12 protein-coding genes are annotated in these 18,474 nt (G+C 67.4%); all 12 read right to left on the bottom strand.

Annotation, left to right across the window (positions count from 1 at the left end):
• Positions 1-1,430, bottom strand: a 1,430-nt coding sequence (locus GTP55_RS07175; RefSeq protein WP_161044229.1) for an MFS transporter, incomplete at its 3' end; no start/stop codon positions are given.
• Positions 1,431-1,440: 10 nt separating this feature from the next.
• A complete protein-coding gene (locus GTP55_RS07170; protein ID WP_202423603.1) occupies positions 1,441-3,120 on the bottom strand; it encodes a beta-N-acetylhexosaminidase in 1,680 nt (559 codons plus the stop codon).
• A gap of 76 nt (positions 3,121-3,196) precedes the next feature.
• Complete coding sequence (gene gspK / locus GTP55_RS07165) at positions 3,197-4,132, bottom strand: type II secretion system minor pseudopilin GspK (protein WP_161044228.1); 936 nt, start codon at positions 4,130-4,132, stop codon at positions 3,197-3,199.
• The gene (locus GTP55_RS07160) at positions 4,132-4,878 is read right to left on the bottom strand and encodes a PulJ/GspJ family protein (RefSeq protein WP_161044227.1); all 747 of its coding nucleotides are present in this window, start codon (positions 4,876-4,878) and stop codon (positions 4,132-4,134) included. The genes gspK and GTP55_RS07160 overlap by 1 nt, the downstream gene beginning before the upstream one ends.
• Complete coding sequence (locus tag GTP55_RS07155) at positions 4,875-5,777, bottom strand: SMP-30/gluconolactonase/LRE family protein (RefSeq protein WP_161044226.1); 903 nt, start codon at positions 5,775-5,777, stop codon at positions 4,875-4,877. Before GTP55_RS07155 ends, GTP55_RS07160 begins: the two co-directional genes overlap by 4 nt.
• A gap of 69 nt (positions 5,778-5,846) precedes the next feature.
• Positions 5,847-7,460, bottom strand: coding sequence for a glycosyl hydrolase family 18 protein (locus tag GTP55_RS07150; protein ID WP_161044225.1), 1,614 nt, complete (start codon positions 7,458-7,460; stop codon positions 5,847-5,849).
• Between the two features lie 112 nt (positions 7,461-7,572).
• Positions 7,573-10,242, bottom strand: coding sequence for a TonB-dependent receptor (locus GTP55_RS07145; protein WP_161044224.1), 2,670 nt, complete (start codon positions 10,240-10,242; stop codon positions 7,573-7,575).
• A gap of 361 nt (positions 10,243-10,603) precedes the next feature.
• Positions 10,604-11,554, bottom strand: a complete 951-nt coding sequence (locus GTP55_RS07140) for a hypothetical protein (RefSeq protein ID WP_371868299.1) — start codon at positions 11,552-11,554, stop codon at positions 10,604-10,606.
• Positions 11,551-12,813, bottom strand: coding sequence for a glycoside hydrolase family 18 protein (locus tag GTP55_RS07135; protein ID WP_161044223.1), 1,263 nt, complete (start codon positions 12,811-12,813; stop codon positions 11,551-11,553). The genes GTP55_RS07140 and GTP55_RS07135 overlap by 4 nt, the downstream gene beginning before the upstream one ends.
• 7 nt (positions 12,814-12,820) lie before the next feature.
• Complete coding sequence (locus GTP55_RS07130; protein WP_161044222.1) at positions 12,821-13,924, bottom strand: acyltransferase family protein; 1,104 nt, start codon at positions 13,922-13,924, stop codon at positions 12,821-12,823.
• A 1-nt stretch (position 13,925) separates the two neighbouring features.
• Positions 13,926-15,086, bottom strand: coding sequence for a DUF5009 domain-containing protein (locus tag GTP55_RS07125; RefSeq protein ID WP_161044221.1), 1,161 nt, complete (start codon positions 15,084-15,086; stop codon positions 13,926-13,928).
• A 203-nt stretch (positions 15,087-15,289) separates the two neighbouring features.
• Entirely contained in the window at positions 15,290-18,469 is a 3,180-nt protein-coding gene (locus GTP55_RS07120; RefSeq protein ID WP_161044220.1) for a ligand-binding sensor domain-containing protein, read from the bottom strand.
• Positions 18,470-18,474 lie beyond the last annotated feature (5 nt).

Raw genomic sequence — 18,474 nt, 5'->3', positions numbered from 1 at the left:
GCCGCCGCCAGCGCATTGCGCGCCCCGGCCGGCAGACCGGCGATCAGCTGCTGCGTCTGTTCCGCCGCAGCGGCCGGACCACGCCCGCTCCACGCCGCCTGCGCCTGCGCCAGCAGTTCGCGCTGCGCCGGCGGCAAGCCGTGCACCACCTCGGCCGCGCGTTGCAGCACCGCCTGCGACGCGGCGGTCGGCGTGAAGGCTTCGGCCACCTGCTGCCGTTCGCCGTACTGGTACAGAATGCTCAGCTGCACCGCGCCGGTGCCGGCCCAGCCGACATCGGCCAGGTTGAAGTCCAGCTTGTTATCGCGCACCAGCGCCTCGACCTGCGGCCGCACGTCCAGGCGCTGCGACTCGAAGCGGTAGAACAGCAGCGCCAGCAGGCATAGCGAGACGATGATGCCGCCCGTGCCCAGCTTCAACAGGAACACCCTGCCCTTGCGCTCGACCAGCACGATCGCCACCAGCGTCATCACCGAGTTGAGGATCTTGATCACCGTGCCATAGCTGGCGGCCGCCACCGGATCGAGGCCGGCCTTTTGCAGAATGGTCGACATGAATTGCAGCACCGAATTGATGCCGGTCGCCTGGTTGCAGCCGAGGATGACGCAGGCCAGGATAAACGGCAGCACATAGCGCCGCTCGGTCAGCATCTCCATCAGCGCCGCGCCGCGCGCCTGCTTCGGCCGCTCGCGCTCCGCCGCCAGCGCGGCGCCGATTTCCGCCAGCTCGGCCTCGCAGGTAGCGGCCGGGCGCAGCCGCAGCAGCGCGCTGCGCGCCCGCTCCGGCTTGCCATGGCGGACCAGCCAGCGCGGCGATTCGGCGATGAACAGGCAGCCCAGCAGGAACGCCGCGCCCGGATACAACACCGTCAGGAACATGCTGCGCCACGCATGGTTGGACGCAGCCACGATCAGCTGCTGGTCGGCGCCAGCCGCCTGGATCGCCAGCTCGGCATTGCCCAGATAGTAGTTGCCGACAAACGCCGCCAGCACGATGCCGGCCGTCAGCATGAACTGGAACACCGCCACGCCGCGACCGCGCTGCTCGGCCGGCAGGCATTCGGCCAGATACAGCGGCACCACCACCGCGATCACGCCGCCGCTCATGCCTTGCAGCAGGCGGCCCAGCAGCAAGGGCAGGAAGGACTGCGACAGGTAGATCACCGCCACGCTGCCGACGAACATCAGCGCGCTGACCACCATCATCGGCTTGCGCCCCAGCCAGTCGGCCAGCACGCCGGCCACCACCGAGCCGAGGATGGAGCCGGCCAGCACCGCCGCCACCACCAGCGACAGCTGGCTTTCCGACAGGCTGGTGGCGCGGTTCAGATACGGCAGCGCCGGATCGATGATGCCGATATCGATGCCATACAACAGCCCGGCCAGGCCGCTGACCACGGCCAGGAACCATTGATAAGTTTTCTGAGTCATCTTTGCTCTTTCAACGCGGCCAGCGCGGACCGTCGGCCGGGCGGTAATTGACATCCTGCGCGTCCAGCCGTTGCAGGGCCGGCGCCAGGCGCTGCTGGAACTGCGGATAATCCTTCAGCGCTTTCGGCGTCCACAGGTTTTCCGCCATCGCCAGCAGGCGCGGCCACGCCATGTATTCGACGTGGCGGCTGTCCGGCATGTACTCGGTCCACAACTGCGCCTGGCTGCCCAGCACATGGTGCGCCAGCGCCGGCGACAGCCTGGCCGGCACCGGTTCGTAGGCGTACACGCGTTGCAGCGTGGTCACCTGGCGCGCGCCCGGCGGTTCGCGGAAACCGGGCGAGGACGGATCGGCCTGGTAGTAATCGAAGTAAGTGTCGCGCTCCGGCGTCATGACGACATCGTGGCCGGCGCTGGCCGCTTTCAGGCCGCCCTCCTCGCCGCGCCAGCTCATCACGGTGGCGCCGGGCGCCAGGCCGCCTTCGAGGATTTCATCCCAGCCCAGCAGGCGCCGTCCGTGCTGCGTCAGGTAGCCATCCATCTGGCCGATGATCCAGCTTTGCAACTGATGCAGCGCCGGATGCTCGGCCGGCTTGCCCTGCGCGTCCTTGTAGTCTTGCAGGTCCTGCAGCGTGGTCGAGGCGGACACCAGCTTCAGCTGCTTCATGCGCGCCAGCGCAGCCGGCGAGTGCGCCCATTCGATCTTCGGACATTCGTCGCCGCCGACGTGGATGTACTGGCTCGGGAACAGCACCAGCACCTCGTCGAGCACCTGCTGCAGGAAGCGCACCGTGCTTTCTTCCGCGTTGAAGACTTCCGGGATCACGCCCCAGTCGCGGCCGACGCTCAGCTTCTTGTCCGGGTTGTTGCCCAGCTCGGGATAGGCGGCGATGGCGGCGCGGGCATGGCCCGGCATTTCGATTTCCGGCACCACCGTGATGTGGCGGGCGGCGGCGTAAGCCACCACTTCGCGGATATCGTCCTGGGTGTAGAAGCCGCCATGCGGCTGGCCGTCATAACGCAGGCCGGGCGGATCGCCGGGCCGCGGCGTCAGCTGGGTCTCGCTGCGCCAGGCGCCCACCTGCGTCAGCAGCGGATAGCGCTTGATCTCGATGCGCCAGCCCTGGTCGTCGGTCAGGTGCCAGTGGAACACGTTCATCTTGTTCTGCGCCAGCAACTCCAGGTGCTTGAGCAGGAAGGTCTTGGGCATGAAGTGGCGCGCCGTGTCCAGATGGCTGCCGCGCCAGCCGAAGCGCGGCTGGTCTTCGATCTTCACCGCCGCCAGCGTCCAGCTGCGCTGCACCTTGGCCTTGCGGTAGATATCAGCCGGCAGCATCTGGCGCAGCGTCTGCGCGCCGTAGAACAGGCCGGCGGTATCGGCGGCCGAGATGGTCACGCCGCGCGCGGCGCTGACCAGGCGGTAGCCTTCCTTGCCGAGCGCGCTCAGTTTCGGATCGAGCTTGAGCCGGATGGCATTGGCGGCATTGGCGGCGTTGTCGGCCACGATGGGCAGGTCGAAGCCGGTGGCCGGCCGCAGATAATCGCGCAGCATCGACGCCTCCGCCAGCGCGCCGCCGCTGGCGACGATACGCGTGGCCGGCGTCAGCGCAAACTCGCCGGCGCCGCGCTCCATGCGCGCAGGACGCGGCACAACTTCCTGGGCCTGCACCGCCCCGATCAAACTGACCAAACAGGACACAACAACAAGTAAACGCATAAGTACCTCTGTGAAATGAAAGCAGCGCCGGCGGGCGCCGCAGGTCTCCCTACTCTTCCCGAGTCCACACCAGCTCGGTAACTGCCACGCCGCCGCGTGGACGATACATCAGCGATACGCTGTCGAGCGCGGAGCGTTCCAGCTTGACGCGGCTCTCGACCAGAAAATAATCGCTGCGCAGGCCCACATTCAAGCCTTCCAGCACACGGGCGTCCGGTAGCGCCGCCTTGAATTCTTCCATGGTGCGGAAATACGCCTGGCGGCGGCGCTCGGCCAGCTGCTTCGCCTGCGCCGGATCGAGTCCGGTGACGGCCGCCAGCACCAGCGGCGGCGCGGTATTCAGATTCAATGCGGCCGGCGCCGGCAACACCACCACCAGGTCTTGCAGGCGAGCGAGGATCTGCGGCGTGTAGCCGGGCACAGACAGCAATTCATCGACGCGGCTCAGCGCCGCCTGGCGACGACCGGCCGGCGCCACCTCACCCGGTTGGCCGGCGGCTACCGCCTGCGCGGCGCGCCAGGCCAGCGACGGGTCCAGCCCAAGCCCGAGCAGCAAGCGCCCGTAGACGCCGATTTCGGCCAGATTCAGCGTCCGCGCGGCGGCCAGGTTGCTCAGGTTATAGCGCGACTGCGCATCGACAATGCGGCTGCCGATGCTGGCCGGCGCCGCCGCAGCGGCATCGGCGTCCTGATCCAGATAACGGTCGAGCTGGATGCCGGGCGGCTGGCGGTTCCAGGCGCCGTCCAGCGTGGTCAGTTCGGGCGTGTTCTCGGCGTCGCTGCGCAGCACCTGGCGGGTCCAGTCCAGGCCGGCGCGCAGCAACCACGCGGACTGCACATGCAGGCGCTGGTTTTCCAGCATCTGCACCTGCACCTGCTGTTGCCAGAACAGGCTGGTGACAGCGGTGACCGCCAGCGCGGTGATCAGCATGGCGGTCACCAGCGCGATGCCACGCTGCCGCTGCACAAAGCGATGCGGCCGCACTAGCCTGCTCCCAGCATGAACATGCGCACCAGCGCGCCAGCCTTGTCGGCCACGCGCAAGGTCACCTGCAAGCCGGTGGCGTCGGCGACGGTCACCGGCGCGCGCACCACGCGGCGCGGACGCGGGCCACGCATGGCGCCGCGTCCGGCAGCAATGGTGACCGCGGTAGTGGCCGCAGTGGTGGGCGCGATAGTGGCCGCACCAGTGGTCGCGCCGGCGCCGGCATCGCCGCCGCCCGCCGCCAGCCAGGCGCCGCCGCTCCAGGCATGGAACTCCAGCGCCGCCACCTGCGCATCGAGCGTGACGGCGGCCAGCGATGCCGAACCGGTCAGCGCCGCCTGCCACGCGCCATGCAGCACATCGAGATCCCTGCTCGCTACCGAGGTACTGCGCGTCAGCTGGCCGCCGTCGTTGCGGTACATGACGATTTGCAGCTGATCGGGCGCGCCCTCGGCGCTCACGCTGCGCAGCAGAAGCAGCCGTCCGGGCGCCGCCGACAATGTCGGCTGGCCATCAAATGCCGTGCTGCGCACCAGCCGTGCGCAGTCCGCCTCCAGCTGCGCAAAGGCCAGCTGATGGCCGCGCATGGCATCCCCCTGCGCGGTGAGCGCGTCGCGTGCGCGCAGCACGCCATCCAGCGCGCGCCATCCCAGCACGGTCATCAATGACAGCAACAGCATCGCCACCAGCAGCTCGACCAGCGACATGCCGGCGGTATGCAAAGGATGGCGATGGGCCGATATCATGGATGGTCCCGCAGGCGTTGCCACTCCAGCCCCGGACGGTCGATACGGAACTGCACCAGCTGCTGACGCTCCACCTCGGTCACATAGGCAGTGCGGCCGTCCGGCCCGCCGAAACAGATATTGCTCGGCTTTGCGCCGGGCAGCTGGATTTCCCGCAGCAGCGCGCCGTCCGGCGCCAGCTTGACCACGCTGCCCTTGCCGAAGCGCGTGACATACAGATTGCCGTCGACATCGACCCGCATGCCGTCCAGGCCGAAGTCGTCAAAGCGCCGCAGCAGGCGCTTGTCCGTCAGCGCGCCATCGGCGCCGATGGTAAAGGCCCAGATCGCGCGCTGCACGCTTTCGTTGACATACAAGGTGCGGCCGTCGGGACTGATGTCGATGCCGTTGGCGGTGCCCATGCCGTCGGCGGCCAGCGTGACGTTGCCGTCCAGCGCGATGCGCCACACCCGGCCCGTTTCATGCGCCCAGTCCGGATCGCTGGCGTACAGCACGCCGTCGGCGCTGATCGCCAGGTCGTTCGGCTGCGTCATCGCCGCTTCGTGCGCGTACAGCCGGGGCGTGGCCGTGCCGGGCGCCACGCGGAAGATATTGTGGCCAACGTAATCGGCCATATACAGCGCGCCGTCACGGCCGAACCGCAGGCCGTTCGGCACCGAGGCGCCCGGCAGCGCCAGGAACGCGCGCGCCTCGCCCTGCGGACTGACGACGCCGACAACCTGCTGACGACCAAAGTTGGCCGCATAGACATTGCCGGCGGCATCCACCGCCGGCCCTTCGATACCGGCCGTAAAACTGTTCGCCGCCGTCAGCGGCGTGGCGACGAACAGTTCCTCCGCCAGCGCCGGGGCCAGGCAGAACAGCCCGGCGGACAACCAACCAATCAATTTCAGACGCATGCGTTATCCGTAAAAGAAAACGGCCCGTTTTTAATGCGAAACCCGGGGCCGCCGGCGGGCCGACTCAACTCAATGACCTGTCACCTGCAATTCCTTGACCGAGCCGCTCCACGACGCCGCCCCGGTACGACCGGACACCCGCACGCCGGTCACGCCGCTGATGGCCGTGCCGCTGAAGGTGTACGACGCGCCGCTGGCCGCCGTGCTGTTCGGATAGGCCGGCGTCACGCTCCAGCCCGATTCTACCCAAGTCGTGCCGTTGCTTGTGTATTGCAGGCTCAGGCCGGACTGGAAATAGCCGTTGCCGTAGGTATCGACCGCGCCGTTGATGAACAGCGCCGACGAGATGGTCCTGGCCGCCGCGAAGGTCACGCCGGCCGCTTCCCATTTCTGCGTGCCGCCCTCGCCCGCGCTGTTGAGGATCAGGGTGGTGCTGGTGTTGCCATCGTTGACGGCCGCCGCCGCTGCCTTGTTGGAGTTGGCGGTGGCGCTGCTGTTGGCGGTCCACACATAGCCGGTGCCGCCGGTGGCGATATTGCCGTTGGGGCCGCCGCTGCTGGTGCCCAGGCCGGCCGCGACCGCGCTCCAGAAGCCGGCGTCTTCATAGCCCATGGCCCAGACGCTGGTGCCGCCCAACGCATAGGTGTTGACCAGCGCTGCCTTGGCGGTGATGCTCTGCGCATCGTCGTACCACAGCACCGGCTGCTTGGTGCTGGCGCTCCAGGCCACGCCGTCGGCCTGCTGCACCACCGTACCCCAGGTTGCGTACGGCGTGGCCGATGCGCTGTCGCGATACTTGGTAGCGCCGTGCGCGCTGATGATGTCGCTGTAGCCGGACACGCCGTTGGCGCCCTTCCAGTAAGCCGTGCTGCCGGTGCTGTAGTCGTAGCCGTAGGTCGGCAGGCCTTGCAGCACCTTGGCCGCCGGCACGCGCGACACCGCATAGGTCAGCTTGGCCTTCATCCAGTCCAGCCCCACTTCCGGCCCCGGCCAGGTGGCCGAGGTCGACGACGACCAGCCCGGCCCCACTTCATCGTAGGTCATCAGCTGGAAGTAATCGACCGCCGCGCCGATGGCGGCGTAGTCGTAGCCGGCCAGGTAGGAAGGCGCGCCGTCGCCGCTCATCGGCGGAATGCTGATGATCAGCTTCTTGCCCTGGTTGTGCAGCGCCGTCGCCAGCGCGCTGATGAAGGACGACATCTGCGTCTTCATCGCCGGCTGCACCGCCTCCAGGTCGATGTCGATGCCGGCGAAGCCGTTGGCTGTGGCCAGGTTGACCAGGTTGGTCACCGCCGTGGCGCGGCTGGCGGCGCTGGCCAGGAAGCTGTTGCTGATCGACGGATCGAAGCCGCCGTAGCTGTTGCTGTAATCGGACACGGTCGGGTACAGCGGCAGGTTCTTGCCCTTGGAAAAACTGATGATGCTGTTGGTGGTGGCCGTCACGCCGCTGCTGTCGATGCTGCCGTTGGCCAGCATGGCGTACGAGGAACCCAGCCCCACCGCCGACAGGCTGGCGTAATACGCCTGCAAGTTGGTGTAGGACTGGGCGATCTGGCCGTCGGTATAGGCCAGCACGAAGGCGGCGGCGGAAGCGTTGCCGCCCAAGCCGAGGCCGGCGCCGGCCAGGGTCAGCGCCGCCGCCATGGCGCGCAGCGAGAATGAAACACGTTTGTTAGCGATCACGAAAGTCTCCGGTTAAGTTATGGACAGAACATGGGCGAAGTCCGCCGCGGCGGCCCCGCAAAGGACCGCCGTTTGCTGCATTACCACGGGAAAAATCAGATACCTGCCGTGCTTACCACTCGGTGCCGACGCGGATGCCGAACATGCGCGGATCGTTGTACGACGCCACCGTGAAGGTCTGCTGCGGACCGCCGATGCCCGCCCAGGTCTTGGCGCGCACATCGCCCAGGTTGCGCACATACAGCTCGGCATGCCAGGGGAACTTGGCGCCGGATGGCGTGCTCAGGCGCAGCGACGCATCGACCTGGCTGTAGGCGCGCTGGGCGTCCGACAGGTGCGGCGTATCGAGGTTGCGCAGCGAGAAGTACATCTTGTCCTGCCAGCGCGCCTGCACCCACGGCGTCAGCGACCAGCCGTCGGCGAAGTAGAAGTCCTGCGAGAAGCTCAGGTTCATGGTGCGCGGCGGCGCATACGGCAGGTGGTTGCCGACCACGTTGTACGGCCGCAGCTGCGCCAGCGCCGGATTGGTGCCGGTGTAGTAGTCCGGGCATGGCGTCACGCCCTGGGCGGCGCGGGCGTTACAGCCGATGTCGTCGCTATAGGTCGGATAGTCGGCGATCTTGGCGCTCAGCAGCGAGGCCGAGTAGGTCAGGCGGGCGTCGCGCCACGGGCGGTACTGCCCTTCCAGCTCCAGGCCCTTGATGTCGGCGCGGCCAACGTTCTGCGTCGACCACCAGCTGATCACCGCGTCGCAGGCCGGATGGTCGGCGTCGCAGGTGCGCTTGGAGCGGCCCACGGTGTGCTGGCCGGTCACCTGCATGTCCTTGTAGCGGCTGTAGAACACGGTGGCCGACAAGGTCAGGCGGTCCTCCAGCATCTTGCCCTTGTAGCCGAACTCCAGGTTGGTGACGGTCTCCGGCTTGTACGGCAGGTAGGAATACTGCGGGCCGGCCGGGCCGGTGGCGCAATCGTACGGCTTGCCGTTGGCGTCCAGCTCGGTGCCGCACAGGTTGAAGCGGTCGTTGAAGCCGCCCGCCTTGTAGCCGGTCGACAGCGAGGTGTAGACCATGTTGCGCGAATTGGGTTGCCAGGTCAGGCCGAGGCGGCCGGTGGTCTTGCTCCACGATTCGGCGTGATCGCTGATCGACGAGGCGGCCGGGAACACGCCGCTGCCGTAATAGGCGCCCATGCCCGGCTTGAGCAGGCTGGAATTGACGCCGGTGTAACCGGGCGTGCCCGGGCCGCCCGGATTGAGCTGGCCGTTGAAATAGTCGGTGCCGTACGATTCCCAGAACTGGCCGTTCTTGTCGGCGCGCGAATCCTTGCTGGCGCGCACGCCGGCGGTGAAGTTCCAGGTCGGCACGAACTGCCAGTCCGCCTGCGCGAACACGGCTTTCGATTCCGACTGGCGATCCGGCTGGTGATAGAAGTTCGAGTACGGATAGCCGTTCGGGCCCTGGTTGAGAAAGTCCTGGCCGTAGTCCAGGCTGTTCTTTTCCTTCATGTAGAACAGGCCGGCCACATAGCGCAGCGAACCGAAGTTCTGGCGCAGTTGCAGCTCGTGCACGTCGGATGCGAATTTCGAGCCCAGCGTGTAGGTGGCGTTGTCAACCACCGGCCAGTGGTCGCCGCCCGCCGCCGCCGTGGCGTCGACGTCGGCGGCGATCGGCTGGTAGCCGGAGTCGCTGTCCTGCTGCTGGAAGCGGCGCTGCACCGCATGCGCGTAGCTGTATTCGATGTCGGTCTGCTTGTCGACGTTCCACACCAGGTTGGAGCGCAGCGTGCGGATCGACATGTCGGTAATGCCCGGCACGTTGATCGCCACATCGTATTTGCCGCCGGTACAGGCATACGGCGTGCCGGCCGCCTGCGCGCAATCCTTCATGGCGATATCGCCGGCGTCGTTGTTCTGGAAGTTCTCGTAGGCGACCAGCCATTGCAGGTTATTGCTGATCTTCCACAGGCCGGACAGGCGCGCGGCCCACTGGTTGCGGTTGCTGTAGTAGTCGCTCTTGTCGACCTTGGTGTTGTGGCGCTGGTCGGTGTCCGGAATGCCGTCGGCCGGGAAGCCCTTGGACGGCATGTTGACGTCGTACTTGTCCTGGGTCTGGTTGATCCAGCCGTCGCGCTTGACGCCCATGGCGGTGAAGCGCAGCGCGAAATTCTCGGTCACCGGAATGTTCTGCACCACGTTGAGCTGCCGCTGGTTGTAGTTGCCCAGGTCCAGCTCGGCGCTGCCTTCCTTGCTGCCGATCACCGGCTTGTTCGGAATGATGTTGATGCTGCCGCCGGTCGAGTTGCGGCCGAACAGCGTGCCCTGCGGACCGCGCAGGATTTCCAGCTGTTCCAGGTCGAACAGCAGCGCCAGCGCGCCTTGCGGACGCGGCGAGTAAATGCCGGCCACGTGCAGGCCGACCGCCGGGTTGCCGATCTCGGTGAAGTCGGAGTTGGACACGCCGCGAATGGCGATCTGCACGCCGGAGCTGCCGTCGACCGCGCCGCCCAGCTGCAGATTCGGCACTTCGCCGGTCAGGGCCTTGATGTTGACCGCGCCCTGGCGGGTCAGGTCTTCCTGCGTGACGGCCGTCACCGCCACTGGCGTCTTCAGCAGCGAGGTGCTGTAGCGGGTGGCGGTGACCATGACTTCCTGGATGGTGTCGGCCTTGGCGTCCGGCGTGGTGGCGGGCGCCGCTTCCTGCGCGAAGCCCGGCGCCGCCAGCACCGCCAGCGCGCCCGCAACTGCCGAGCTGATCAAGGTCTTCCTGCGATTCGAATCAAACATGCTCTTTCCTCTGGTTGGCGGGACGGCTAAGCCGCCCTCTCGATTGAAATCCCAACTGCATTTGCACGGCATGAATGTGCGGTTGTCTGCTGCCGTGTTTCAACACTAACATTGCGCAGAGAACCAGACCACCATGGAACCACTTCGGCTAAAAATTACATAAGCTTTTGAATTTATTGATTATTTTCCTCAACCACTTGGAGCGCGCTTACACTTCCTTACGCACGCCCGCCGGTCGGCCCAGTCAGCGCGGCCGGCGTTGGAAAAATTCCGCAAATCCTTACAATTCATTACAGAGCCGCGTACCACCGTTGCAACATCCGCGCCGCGCTGACGGCATACTGGTGGGGCGCTCAGCCAATCAGTTGGCGGGCGCGGCCTGCAATACCATCGGCCCGACCTTGCGCGCAAACGCCCAGCCCTGGCGCTCGTCGGTGACCAGCTCCCAGTTGAAGGCGCCGCGCAGCTGCGGATGGCGCTGCTGCACTGCGCGCCAGGTGGAGGCCGCCTGCGCGTCGCTCATGAAGTTGGCCGCGCTGTTGGTGCCGAAGCCGATCACCACATGCGGCGCGCCCAGCAGCGCCACCCACTGGTCGACGTTGGCGATCACATAGGCCGGGTCGGCCAGATTGGGGCCGTCGTAGTATTGCGGCGCGGCGTAGTCGAGCGCGCCGGCGCGCAGCATGTCCTGGCAAAAGCGCTGGTCGATGGCGCTCCACGGCGCCGGCGGCGCGCTGATGATAAAACCGGGGAAGATGCGCTTCAGCTCCAGGCTGATCCAGATCATCTCCGGCGTATCCGGGCGCTGGTTGGCCTGAAAGGTATTCCAGTCGAGGCCGTCGAAACCGCCGAACTGCCGGTGCAGCGCGACGATGCTGGCGATAAACGCCCGCGACTTGGCGCGGTCGGGAAAACTCATGCCGTTGCCGTCGCCGCCGACCGACAGGATCACCTTGCGGCCCTGCACCTTGCGCGCATATTGCAGGTCGGCGTTGAAGTGGGTGGCGGCGCCGCGGCCGTCGCCCGGCGGCTTCCAGTAGACGGCGCCGGTGGTGCCGGGCGCGCCGCCGACCGGGCGCGCGGAAAACAGATAGATCAGGCCATAGTGCGGATCGATGTCGCGCAGCCGTGCGGGCGCGTCGTACCAGGCCGGGTAGTAGCCGGCCAGAATGCGCGCCGGCAGTCCCGCAGGCGCCGGCGCCGCGATCCCGGCGATGCCGGCGATGCCGGGCACACCGCCGACCGCCGCCAGCATCGCGCCCAGCAGCAAAGCGCTGGCCAGCGCGCCGGCGGCAAGATGACGCCGTTTCACCGGCGCGCGTCCTGCATGGCGCGCGACAGCGAGAAGGCGGCGTCATCCTGGTCCAGCGACCACGACATCAGGCCGCGCAGGCCGCGCTCGCGCACGTAGCCGGCTTTTTCGCGGATCACGCGCGGATCATCGTAGGTCCAGAACGTGCCTTTGTCGTAGGTCCACAATTGCCTGGTGAGCGGATGATAGAAGCTCGGCAGATGCCTGGCGGCGATGGTTGAATACTGTTCCGCGCCCTCCTCGAAGCCCTGCGCCGGGCCGGTGGCCTTCTGGTACAGGCCGTTGTTGGCGGCATCGACGCCGCTCCAGCCGCGCGCGTAAAACGGCACGCCGACGACGATTTTGTCGGCCGGCACGCCGGCTTTCAGGAAGCGCTGCACGCCGCTGTCGACGCTGCGCGGGCTGTCGTCGCCGCTGGCCGGGTCGGGGTACAGGTTGGACTGGAAGCCGGTCGGTCCCTGCTTGCTCCAGGCGCCGTGGAAGTCGTAGGTCATCAGGTTGATCCAGTCCAGCGAGCGGCTGTAGGCGGCCGGATCGGTGTAGCGCATCTTCTCGTCGGTGCTGTTGACGGCGGCCGTCAGCAGGTAGTGCTTGCCGGCCGGCTTGCCCAGCGCGTCCAGCTGGCGGCGGAATTCTTCCAGCAGCAAGGTGAAGCTGGCCTTGTCGTCCAGCCCCGGATGCTCCCAGTCGAGATCGATGCCGTCAAAAATGCCGGCCGCCGCGCCCGCGCCGCCGTGCCCGTCCAGCCTGGGCAGATTGCCGCGCAGGTAGAGGTCGATGCAGGACGACACCAGCGCGCGCCGCAGTTCCGGCGTGGCCGCGCCGGCCGAGAACCAGTGCGACCATTCACCGCCGCCCAGCGCCACCAGCAGCTTCAATTGCGGATGACGTTTCTTCAGCTGGCGCAGCTGGTTGAAGTTGCCGGCCAATGGCTGGCCTGGTTTGTCGGCGCTGCCGTCGACCGACTCGCCGGCGCCGAAGCGATGCGCATAATCGAGCGTGGCGCGCATGCCGTTGCCGGTGTCCTCGTCGTCACGGCCGCTGTCGCAGCGATAGCCACCGTCCGGCATCTTGTAGACATTTTCAAAGGCATACACCAGATAGGTAAAGCCGGCCGCCGCGCCCGACTGGTCGAACTGCTTGAGGCGGAAATTCTTCTCGACGCTCCAGGCGGTGTAGTAGGAGCCGACTTCGGCGGCAACGGCGCTCCCTGCCAGCAGCGCTGCAGCGGCTGCCAGGCCCAATAAATGTGTACGCATAATGTCCTCAGAGTTTGATGTAGATTTTCCTGCGGTCCATCACATAAGCGACCAGCCAGCATGCCAGCATGTAGGCCACCGCGAACAGCAGCGACGCATTCAGCGGCGACGCCCACGACAGGAACAGGGTTTGATACAGCCAGCGGTACAACATCACACCATCGACCTGCAACCGCGCCAGGATGATGACGGCGACGTCGGCCAGCAGGTAGATGAACAGCGTGTTCTTGCCGAACACTTCAAAGAAGTAGGTGCCGAAGCGCAGCCCGCCGATGTCGATGGCGGCGACCAGCACCGCGAGAATGACGAGGTCCCAGCCGACCGTGCACACGACGAAGGAGCTGGTCCAGATTTTCTTATTCACCGGCAGCAGGGCGTGCCAGCCGTAGGCCAGCAGCAGGCAGGCGGCGCCGGCCACCAGCAGCGTCGCCACCGTATGCCGCGTGCGTCCCTTGTGCTGCAGCCAGACCGCCGCCGCGTAGCCGGCCAGCACGTTGACGATGGCCGGCAGGGTGCTGAGGATGCCCTCCGGATCGAAGGCGATGCCCTCGCCGTGGTACATATGCGGCGCACCCAGCACGGCCAGGTCGACCGCCAGCGCGGCGTTGCCGCCCATCGTGTAGTCGCCGAACTGGTGCAGCAGCCACCAGTAGCCCGGCAAGGCCAGCAGGCTGAACACGGCGGCGCCGCGCAGGCCGCCGTAACGCACGATCAGCGCGGCGAAGAAGTAGCACAGGCCGATGCGCTGCAACACGCCCATGATGCGGGTGCTGGCGATCGGCGCCAGCGTCCGCTCCGGCGTGAAGAAGGGAAACCAGTACAGCAGGTAGCCGCACAGGAAGATCAGCGCGCCGCGCCTGGCCACGCTTTTCAGGAACGCCGCTTCGCCGAGGCCGCTGAACTTTTTCATGCTCAGGCTCATCGCGGCGCCGACCACGAACAGGAACGATGGGAACACCAGGTCGGTCAGCGTGAAGCCGTGCCAGGCGGCGTGCTCCAGCGGGCCGTAGCTGGCTTCGCCGCCGGGCGTGTTCACGATAATCATCAGCGCCAGCGTCAGGCCGCGAAAGACGTCCAGCGCCAGGTAGCGTGGGGAAACGGGAGTGTGCATCTCAGAGCTTCAGTTTGATGTGATAGGTATTCAGGACCGCCACCAGCGCCACCACCACGGCGGCGAACAGCATCGAAAACGCGATCGCGGCGGCGCCGTGCATCAGCGCCGGCCACCAGTGCAGGTGCAGGTAGCGCATCAGTGCGGCCAGCACCACCGGCAGCAGATAAGTGACCAGCGGATTGGCGGCGGCCGGCTGCACCAGCGCGGTCCAGCGCTGCACGTGGCGCAGCTCGATCAGCCAGTACAGCAGCGCGAACAGGCCGCTGCAAATCGCCGCGCAGTACAGCGCCCATGGCGGCGTGGCGCCGATTTTCGAGATCGGATACACATGGTGCAGCAGCCAGGCGGCCAGCGCCAGCAGCAGCGCCAGGCCGAGACCATCCCACAGACGGCGCCGGCTGCCGGCGCCGCGCTTGCCATCGAAGAACAGCAGCACGCACAAGGCGCCGCACAGCACGATGGAACTGTGGGTGGCGTGCATCGCCAGAATCTCGTTGCCGCCGTAGGCGTGACTGAGGACAAACCACAGCACGCAGCCGGCCACGGCCAGGGCCAGCACCACCATCCGGCCGCGTCCCGCCAGGTACACCAGGCTGCCGACCAGGTAGGCCCAGCCGATGCAGCCCAAGATGCCCCACCACGACGTCGCCATCCAGCCCTGTCCATCCGGGCCGCTGCGGTAGACCAGCGCCAGCGCGACGAGCACCAGCGCGCCGGCGCCGCGCAGCAGCTTGTTCGGCCACGGTCCCCATACCAGCAGCACGGCGGCGAAGAAACACAGTGACCACAGCTCGATGGAGATGCCCATCGCCGCCTGGTTGTAGCCCTCCTCCGCGTTGACCATGAACAGGCCGATGACGATCAGGCCGAAGGCGCGCGACACCACCTGCCACAGCGTCTGCGGCATGCCGCCCTGCACCGCCAGCCGGTGGTTCAGGCTGAACGGGATGGACGTGCCGACCACGAACAGGAAGGCCGGGAACACGATGTCCGCCAGGCTCATGCCGTCGACGTCGGCGGCGAAGTGCTGCAGGCCATACGGCACGCCGCGCGCACCGGACAGGCAGTTGACGAACAACATCACGAGGAAAGTCAGGCCGCGCAGCGCATCGATGGCCACGATGCGTTGGCGGGGCAGCACAGGCAGGGCAACAGGCATGGACAGTCGCTTTATGATCAGAATGAGACAGACACTATCACGCCCCAAGGCGCCGCCGCAACGTTCGTCCCATCACGCCTCAAGTGCTTGATTACGTTGAACAAAGCGACTTTTTAAGCCGGCCGCCACTTACGCTTCTTTACACAGGCGGGCGGCGCCCCGCGCACAGCCGTGGTGCGGCGCGGCGCCGCCCTCACAAATCATTACGAAGCAGCGTGGCCCGGCAGCGTAATCGTGGCCACCAGGCCACCTTCGGCGTGGTTTTCCAGCGCCAGCGTGCCGCCATGCGCCTCGATGATGCCGCGCGCGATGCCCAGCCCCAGCCCGAGGCCGCCGGCGTTCTGGCTACGGCCGTGATCGAGCCGGACGTGCGGATCGAACAGCTGCGCCAGCTTGTCGGGCGGCACGCCGGGACCGTGGTCGCGGATGCTGATCGCCACCATGCCGTCGCGCGCCACGGTGGCGATGTCGGCGCCGCCGCCATAGAACAGCGCGTTGTCCAGCAAATTGCCGATGGCGCGCTTGAGGGCCAGCGGCTTGGCGTGCACCGCCAGCCCGGCCGGCGTGTAGCCGATCTCATGCCCCGCCAGCTGGGCGCTGCGCAGCATGCGGCCGATCAGCGCGTCAAGCCGCACGGCGGTGGTGTTTTCGTGGATGTCGCTGTCCTTGACGGTTTGCAGCGCGCCCTTGACCATCATGTCGAGGTCGTCCAGATCGTCGTGAAACTCCTCGCGCACGGCGTCGTCGTCGAGCAGTTCCGAGCGCAGCTTGAGGCGCGTGATCGGCGTGCGCAGGTCGTGCGAGATCGAGATGAACAGGCGCTCGCGGTCCGCCACGTAGCGTTGCAGCTGGCCCTGGGCCTGCTCCAGCGCCTCCTTCTGCTGCTGGACTTCGGCGGTGCGGGCGCGCACCTCGACCTCCAGCGCGCGCCGGCGCCGCGCGTGCATGCGCGCGCGGGTGCGGTCGCCCCCCCACACCAGCAGCGCCAGCATCAGCACGCAGGCCAGCTGGAACCACCAGCGCCGCCAGAACGGCGGGGCGATGTCGAATTCCAGCGGCGGCGACGGCTGGCCCCAGACCTCGTCCTTGTTGGCCGCCTGCACCTGGAATTCGTAGTGGCCGGGATCCAGGTTGGTGTAGGTGGCCACGCGCAGGCTGGCGTCGGTGGTGGTCCAGTCGCTGTCGTAGCCGCGCAGGCGGTAGCGGAAGCGGTTGCGCGCCGGATCGCTGTAGTGCAGCGCGGCGAACTCGAAACTCAGCGCGGCGGCGTCGTGGTCCAGCGTCAGGCGATGGCTGTCGGGTCGCAGCGGCTTGCCGCCGGCCGTCATCGACGTCACCACCGCCGGCGGCGGATACGGGTTGTCGCGGATCGCCGCCGGCTGGAAGGCGGTCAGGCCGTTGACGCCGCCAAAGTACATGGCGCCGTCGTCGGCCCGGTAGGCCGAGCCGGAGAAGTAATAGCCCTCGATCATGCCGTCGCGCGCCGAGTAGTTGCGGAAAGTGCCCTTGCCGGTATCCATGCGCGCGATGCCGTTGGCGGTGCTGAGCCACAGTGCGCCGTCGCCGTCCTGGAGGATAGCGCCGATCGAGTCGTCGGCCAGGCCCTCGCGTGTGGTGTAGCGGCGGAACTGCACGCGGCCGTCGGCACCGCGTACCACGCGGTTCAGGCCGCCGTTGGTGCCGACCCACAGCGTGCCGTCGCGGTCGAGGAACAGCGACTGCACGCGGTCGCTGCTCAGGCTGCTGAGGTCGGCCGGGTCGTGGTGGAAATGGCGGAAGCTGCGGCCGTCCGCCGCCAGCAGATTCAGGCCGTTGTCGGTGGCGACCCAGATGGCGCCATCGGCATCGGCCGCCGTCATGCGCACCCAGTCGTCGCTGAGGCTGGTGTCATCGTGCGCGTCGTGGCGGAAACTCTGGTCGGGACCGCCGGCGGCGTCGATCCGGTGCAGCCCGCCCCGGCTGCCGACCCACAGGTTGCCGGCGCGGTCGCCGGTAATGTGGGTGATCGAGCCGCTGTTCGGATCGGGACTGTCGAAGTCATGTGCGGCATACGCGCCGGTGGCCGGATCGAAGCGCCCCAGTTCGGCGCTGCTGCCGAGCCAGGTGACGCCGCGCGCGTCGCGGTACAGCGCCAGCACGATCTCCTTGTTGTGCATATGGCGCTCCAGGCGGGCGTCGCCGCGCAGCCGCGTGACCTTGCCGGTGGCCGGGTCGAGCCGGTCGATGCCGCCGATGCCGGCCAGCAGCAGCCCGCCCCTGCCGTCGCTGCAGATGCCGTAGATACGGTTGTCGTGCAGCGTGGACGGATCGCCGGGGATGTGAAAGTAGCGGCTGAAGCCGCCGCTGGCGAGGTCGGCACGGCGCAGGCCGGCGGTCCAGGTGCCGACCCACAGCGTGCCGCTGTGATCCTGGAACAGGCTGGACACTTCCGCGCCGGCCGCCTGGTGCGGGTCGGCCGGCATGGCGACAAAGCGCCGCAGGCCGGCGTCCCAGCGATGCAGGCCATTGGTATTGGTGCCCAGCCACAGCGTATTGTCGCGGTCCTGCACCAGCGCCGTCACCAGCCCCGGCGCCAGGCCGTCGGCGGGACCGAACACATGGCGCGGCGCCACGGGCTGGCCGGCTTGGCTGAGCTGCCAGCTGACCAGGCCATCCATCGTCACCAACCACAGCATTTGCTGCTGGTCGATGCGCAGCTGCTGCACTTCATTCAGCGGCGCATTGGGCGTGTCCGGCGTATCGACGCGGAAGTGCTGGAAGCGGCTGGCGCCGGCCGGCAGCCGGTCCAGTCCGCGCTTCAGGCCGGCCCACAGGCCACCGGCCGCGTCCAGCGCCAGCGCATTGACCTGGTTGCCCGCCAGGCTGGCGGCATCGGCCGGATCGTGGCGCAGCACGGTGTCGCGGCCGGACTCGGGATCGAAATGGTGAATGCCGTCATCGGTGCCCAGCCACAGCTGGCCGTAACCGTCGCTGATGATGGCCTGCACCTGCTGCTTGCCGGCGCTGCCGGGACCGGGCGGCGCCAGCGGGAAGCGGGTGAAACCGCCGCTGGCGGGGTCGAAGCGCTGCAGGCCGCCGCGCGTGCCGACCCACAAGCGGTTTTTCTTATCGACGTGCAGCACCTGCACCCAGTTGTCGGCCAGGCTGCGCGGATCGTTGGGAATGGTGCGGTACACCGTGACGCGGTAGCCGTCGTAGCGGCTCAGGCCATGCTGGCTGCCGAACCACATGTAACCCAGCTGGTCCTGCACGATGGCGGTGACGGTTTCCTGCGCCAGGCCATCCTTGACGCTGAGCTGTTCGAAATTGAGCGAAGGCGGCGGCGCCGCCGCCACCGCCAGGTGCAGCAGCCACAGCACGCACAACAAGGCGCGGCGCGCCATGTCAG

Source organism: Duganella margarita (genome assembly GCF_009857535.1).
In the GTDB taxonomy this organism is placed as follows: Bacteria; Pseudomonadota; Gammaproteobacteria; order Burkholderiales; family Burkholderiaceae_D; genus Rugamonas; species Rugamonas margarita.
The sequence above is the reverse complement of the archived record's forward strand: the minus strand, read 5'-3'. Positions and strand labels throughout refer to the sequence as shown.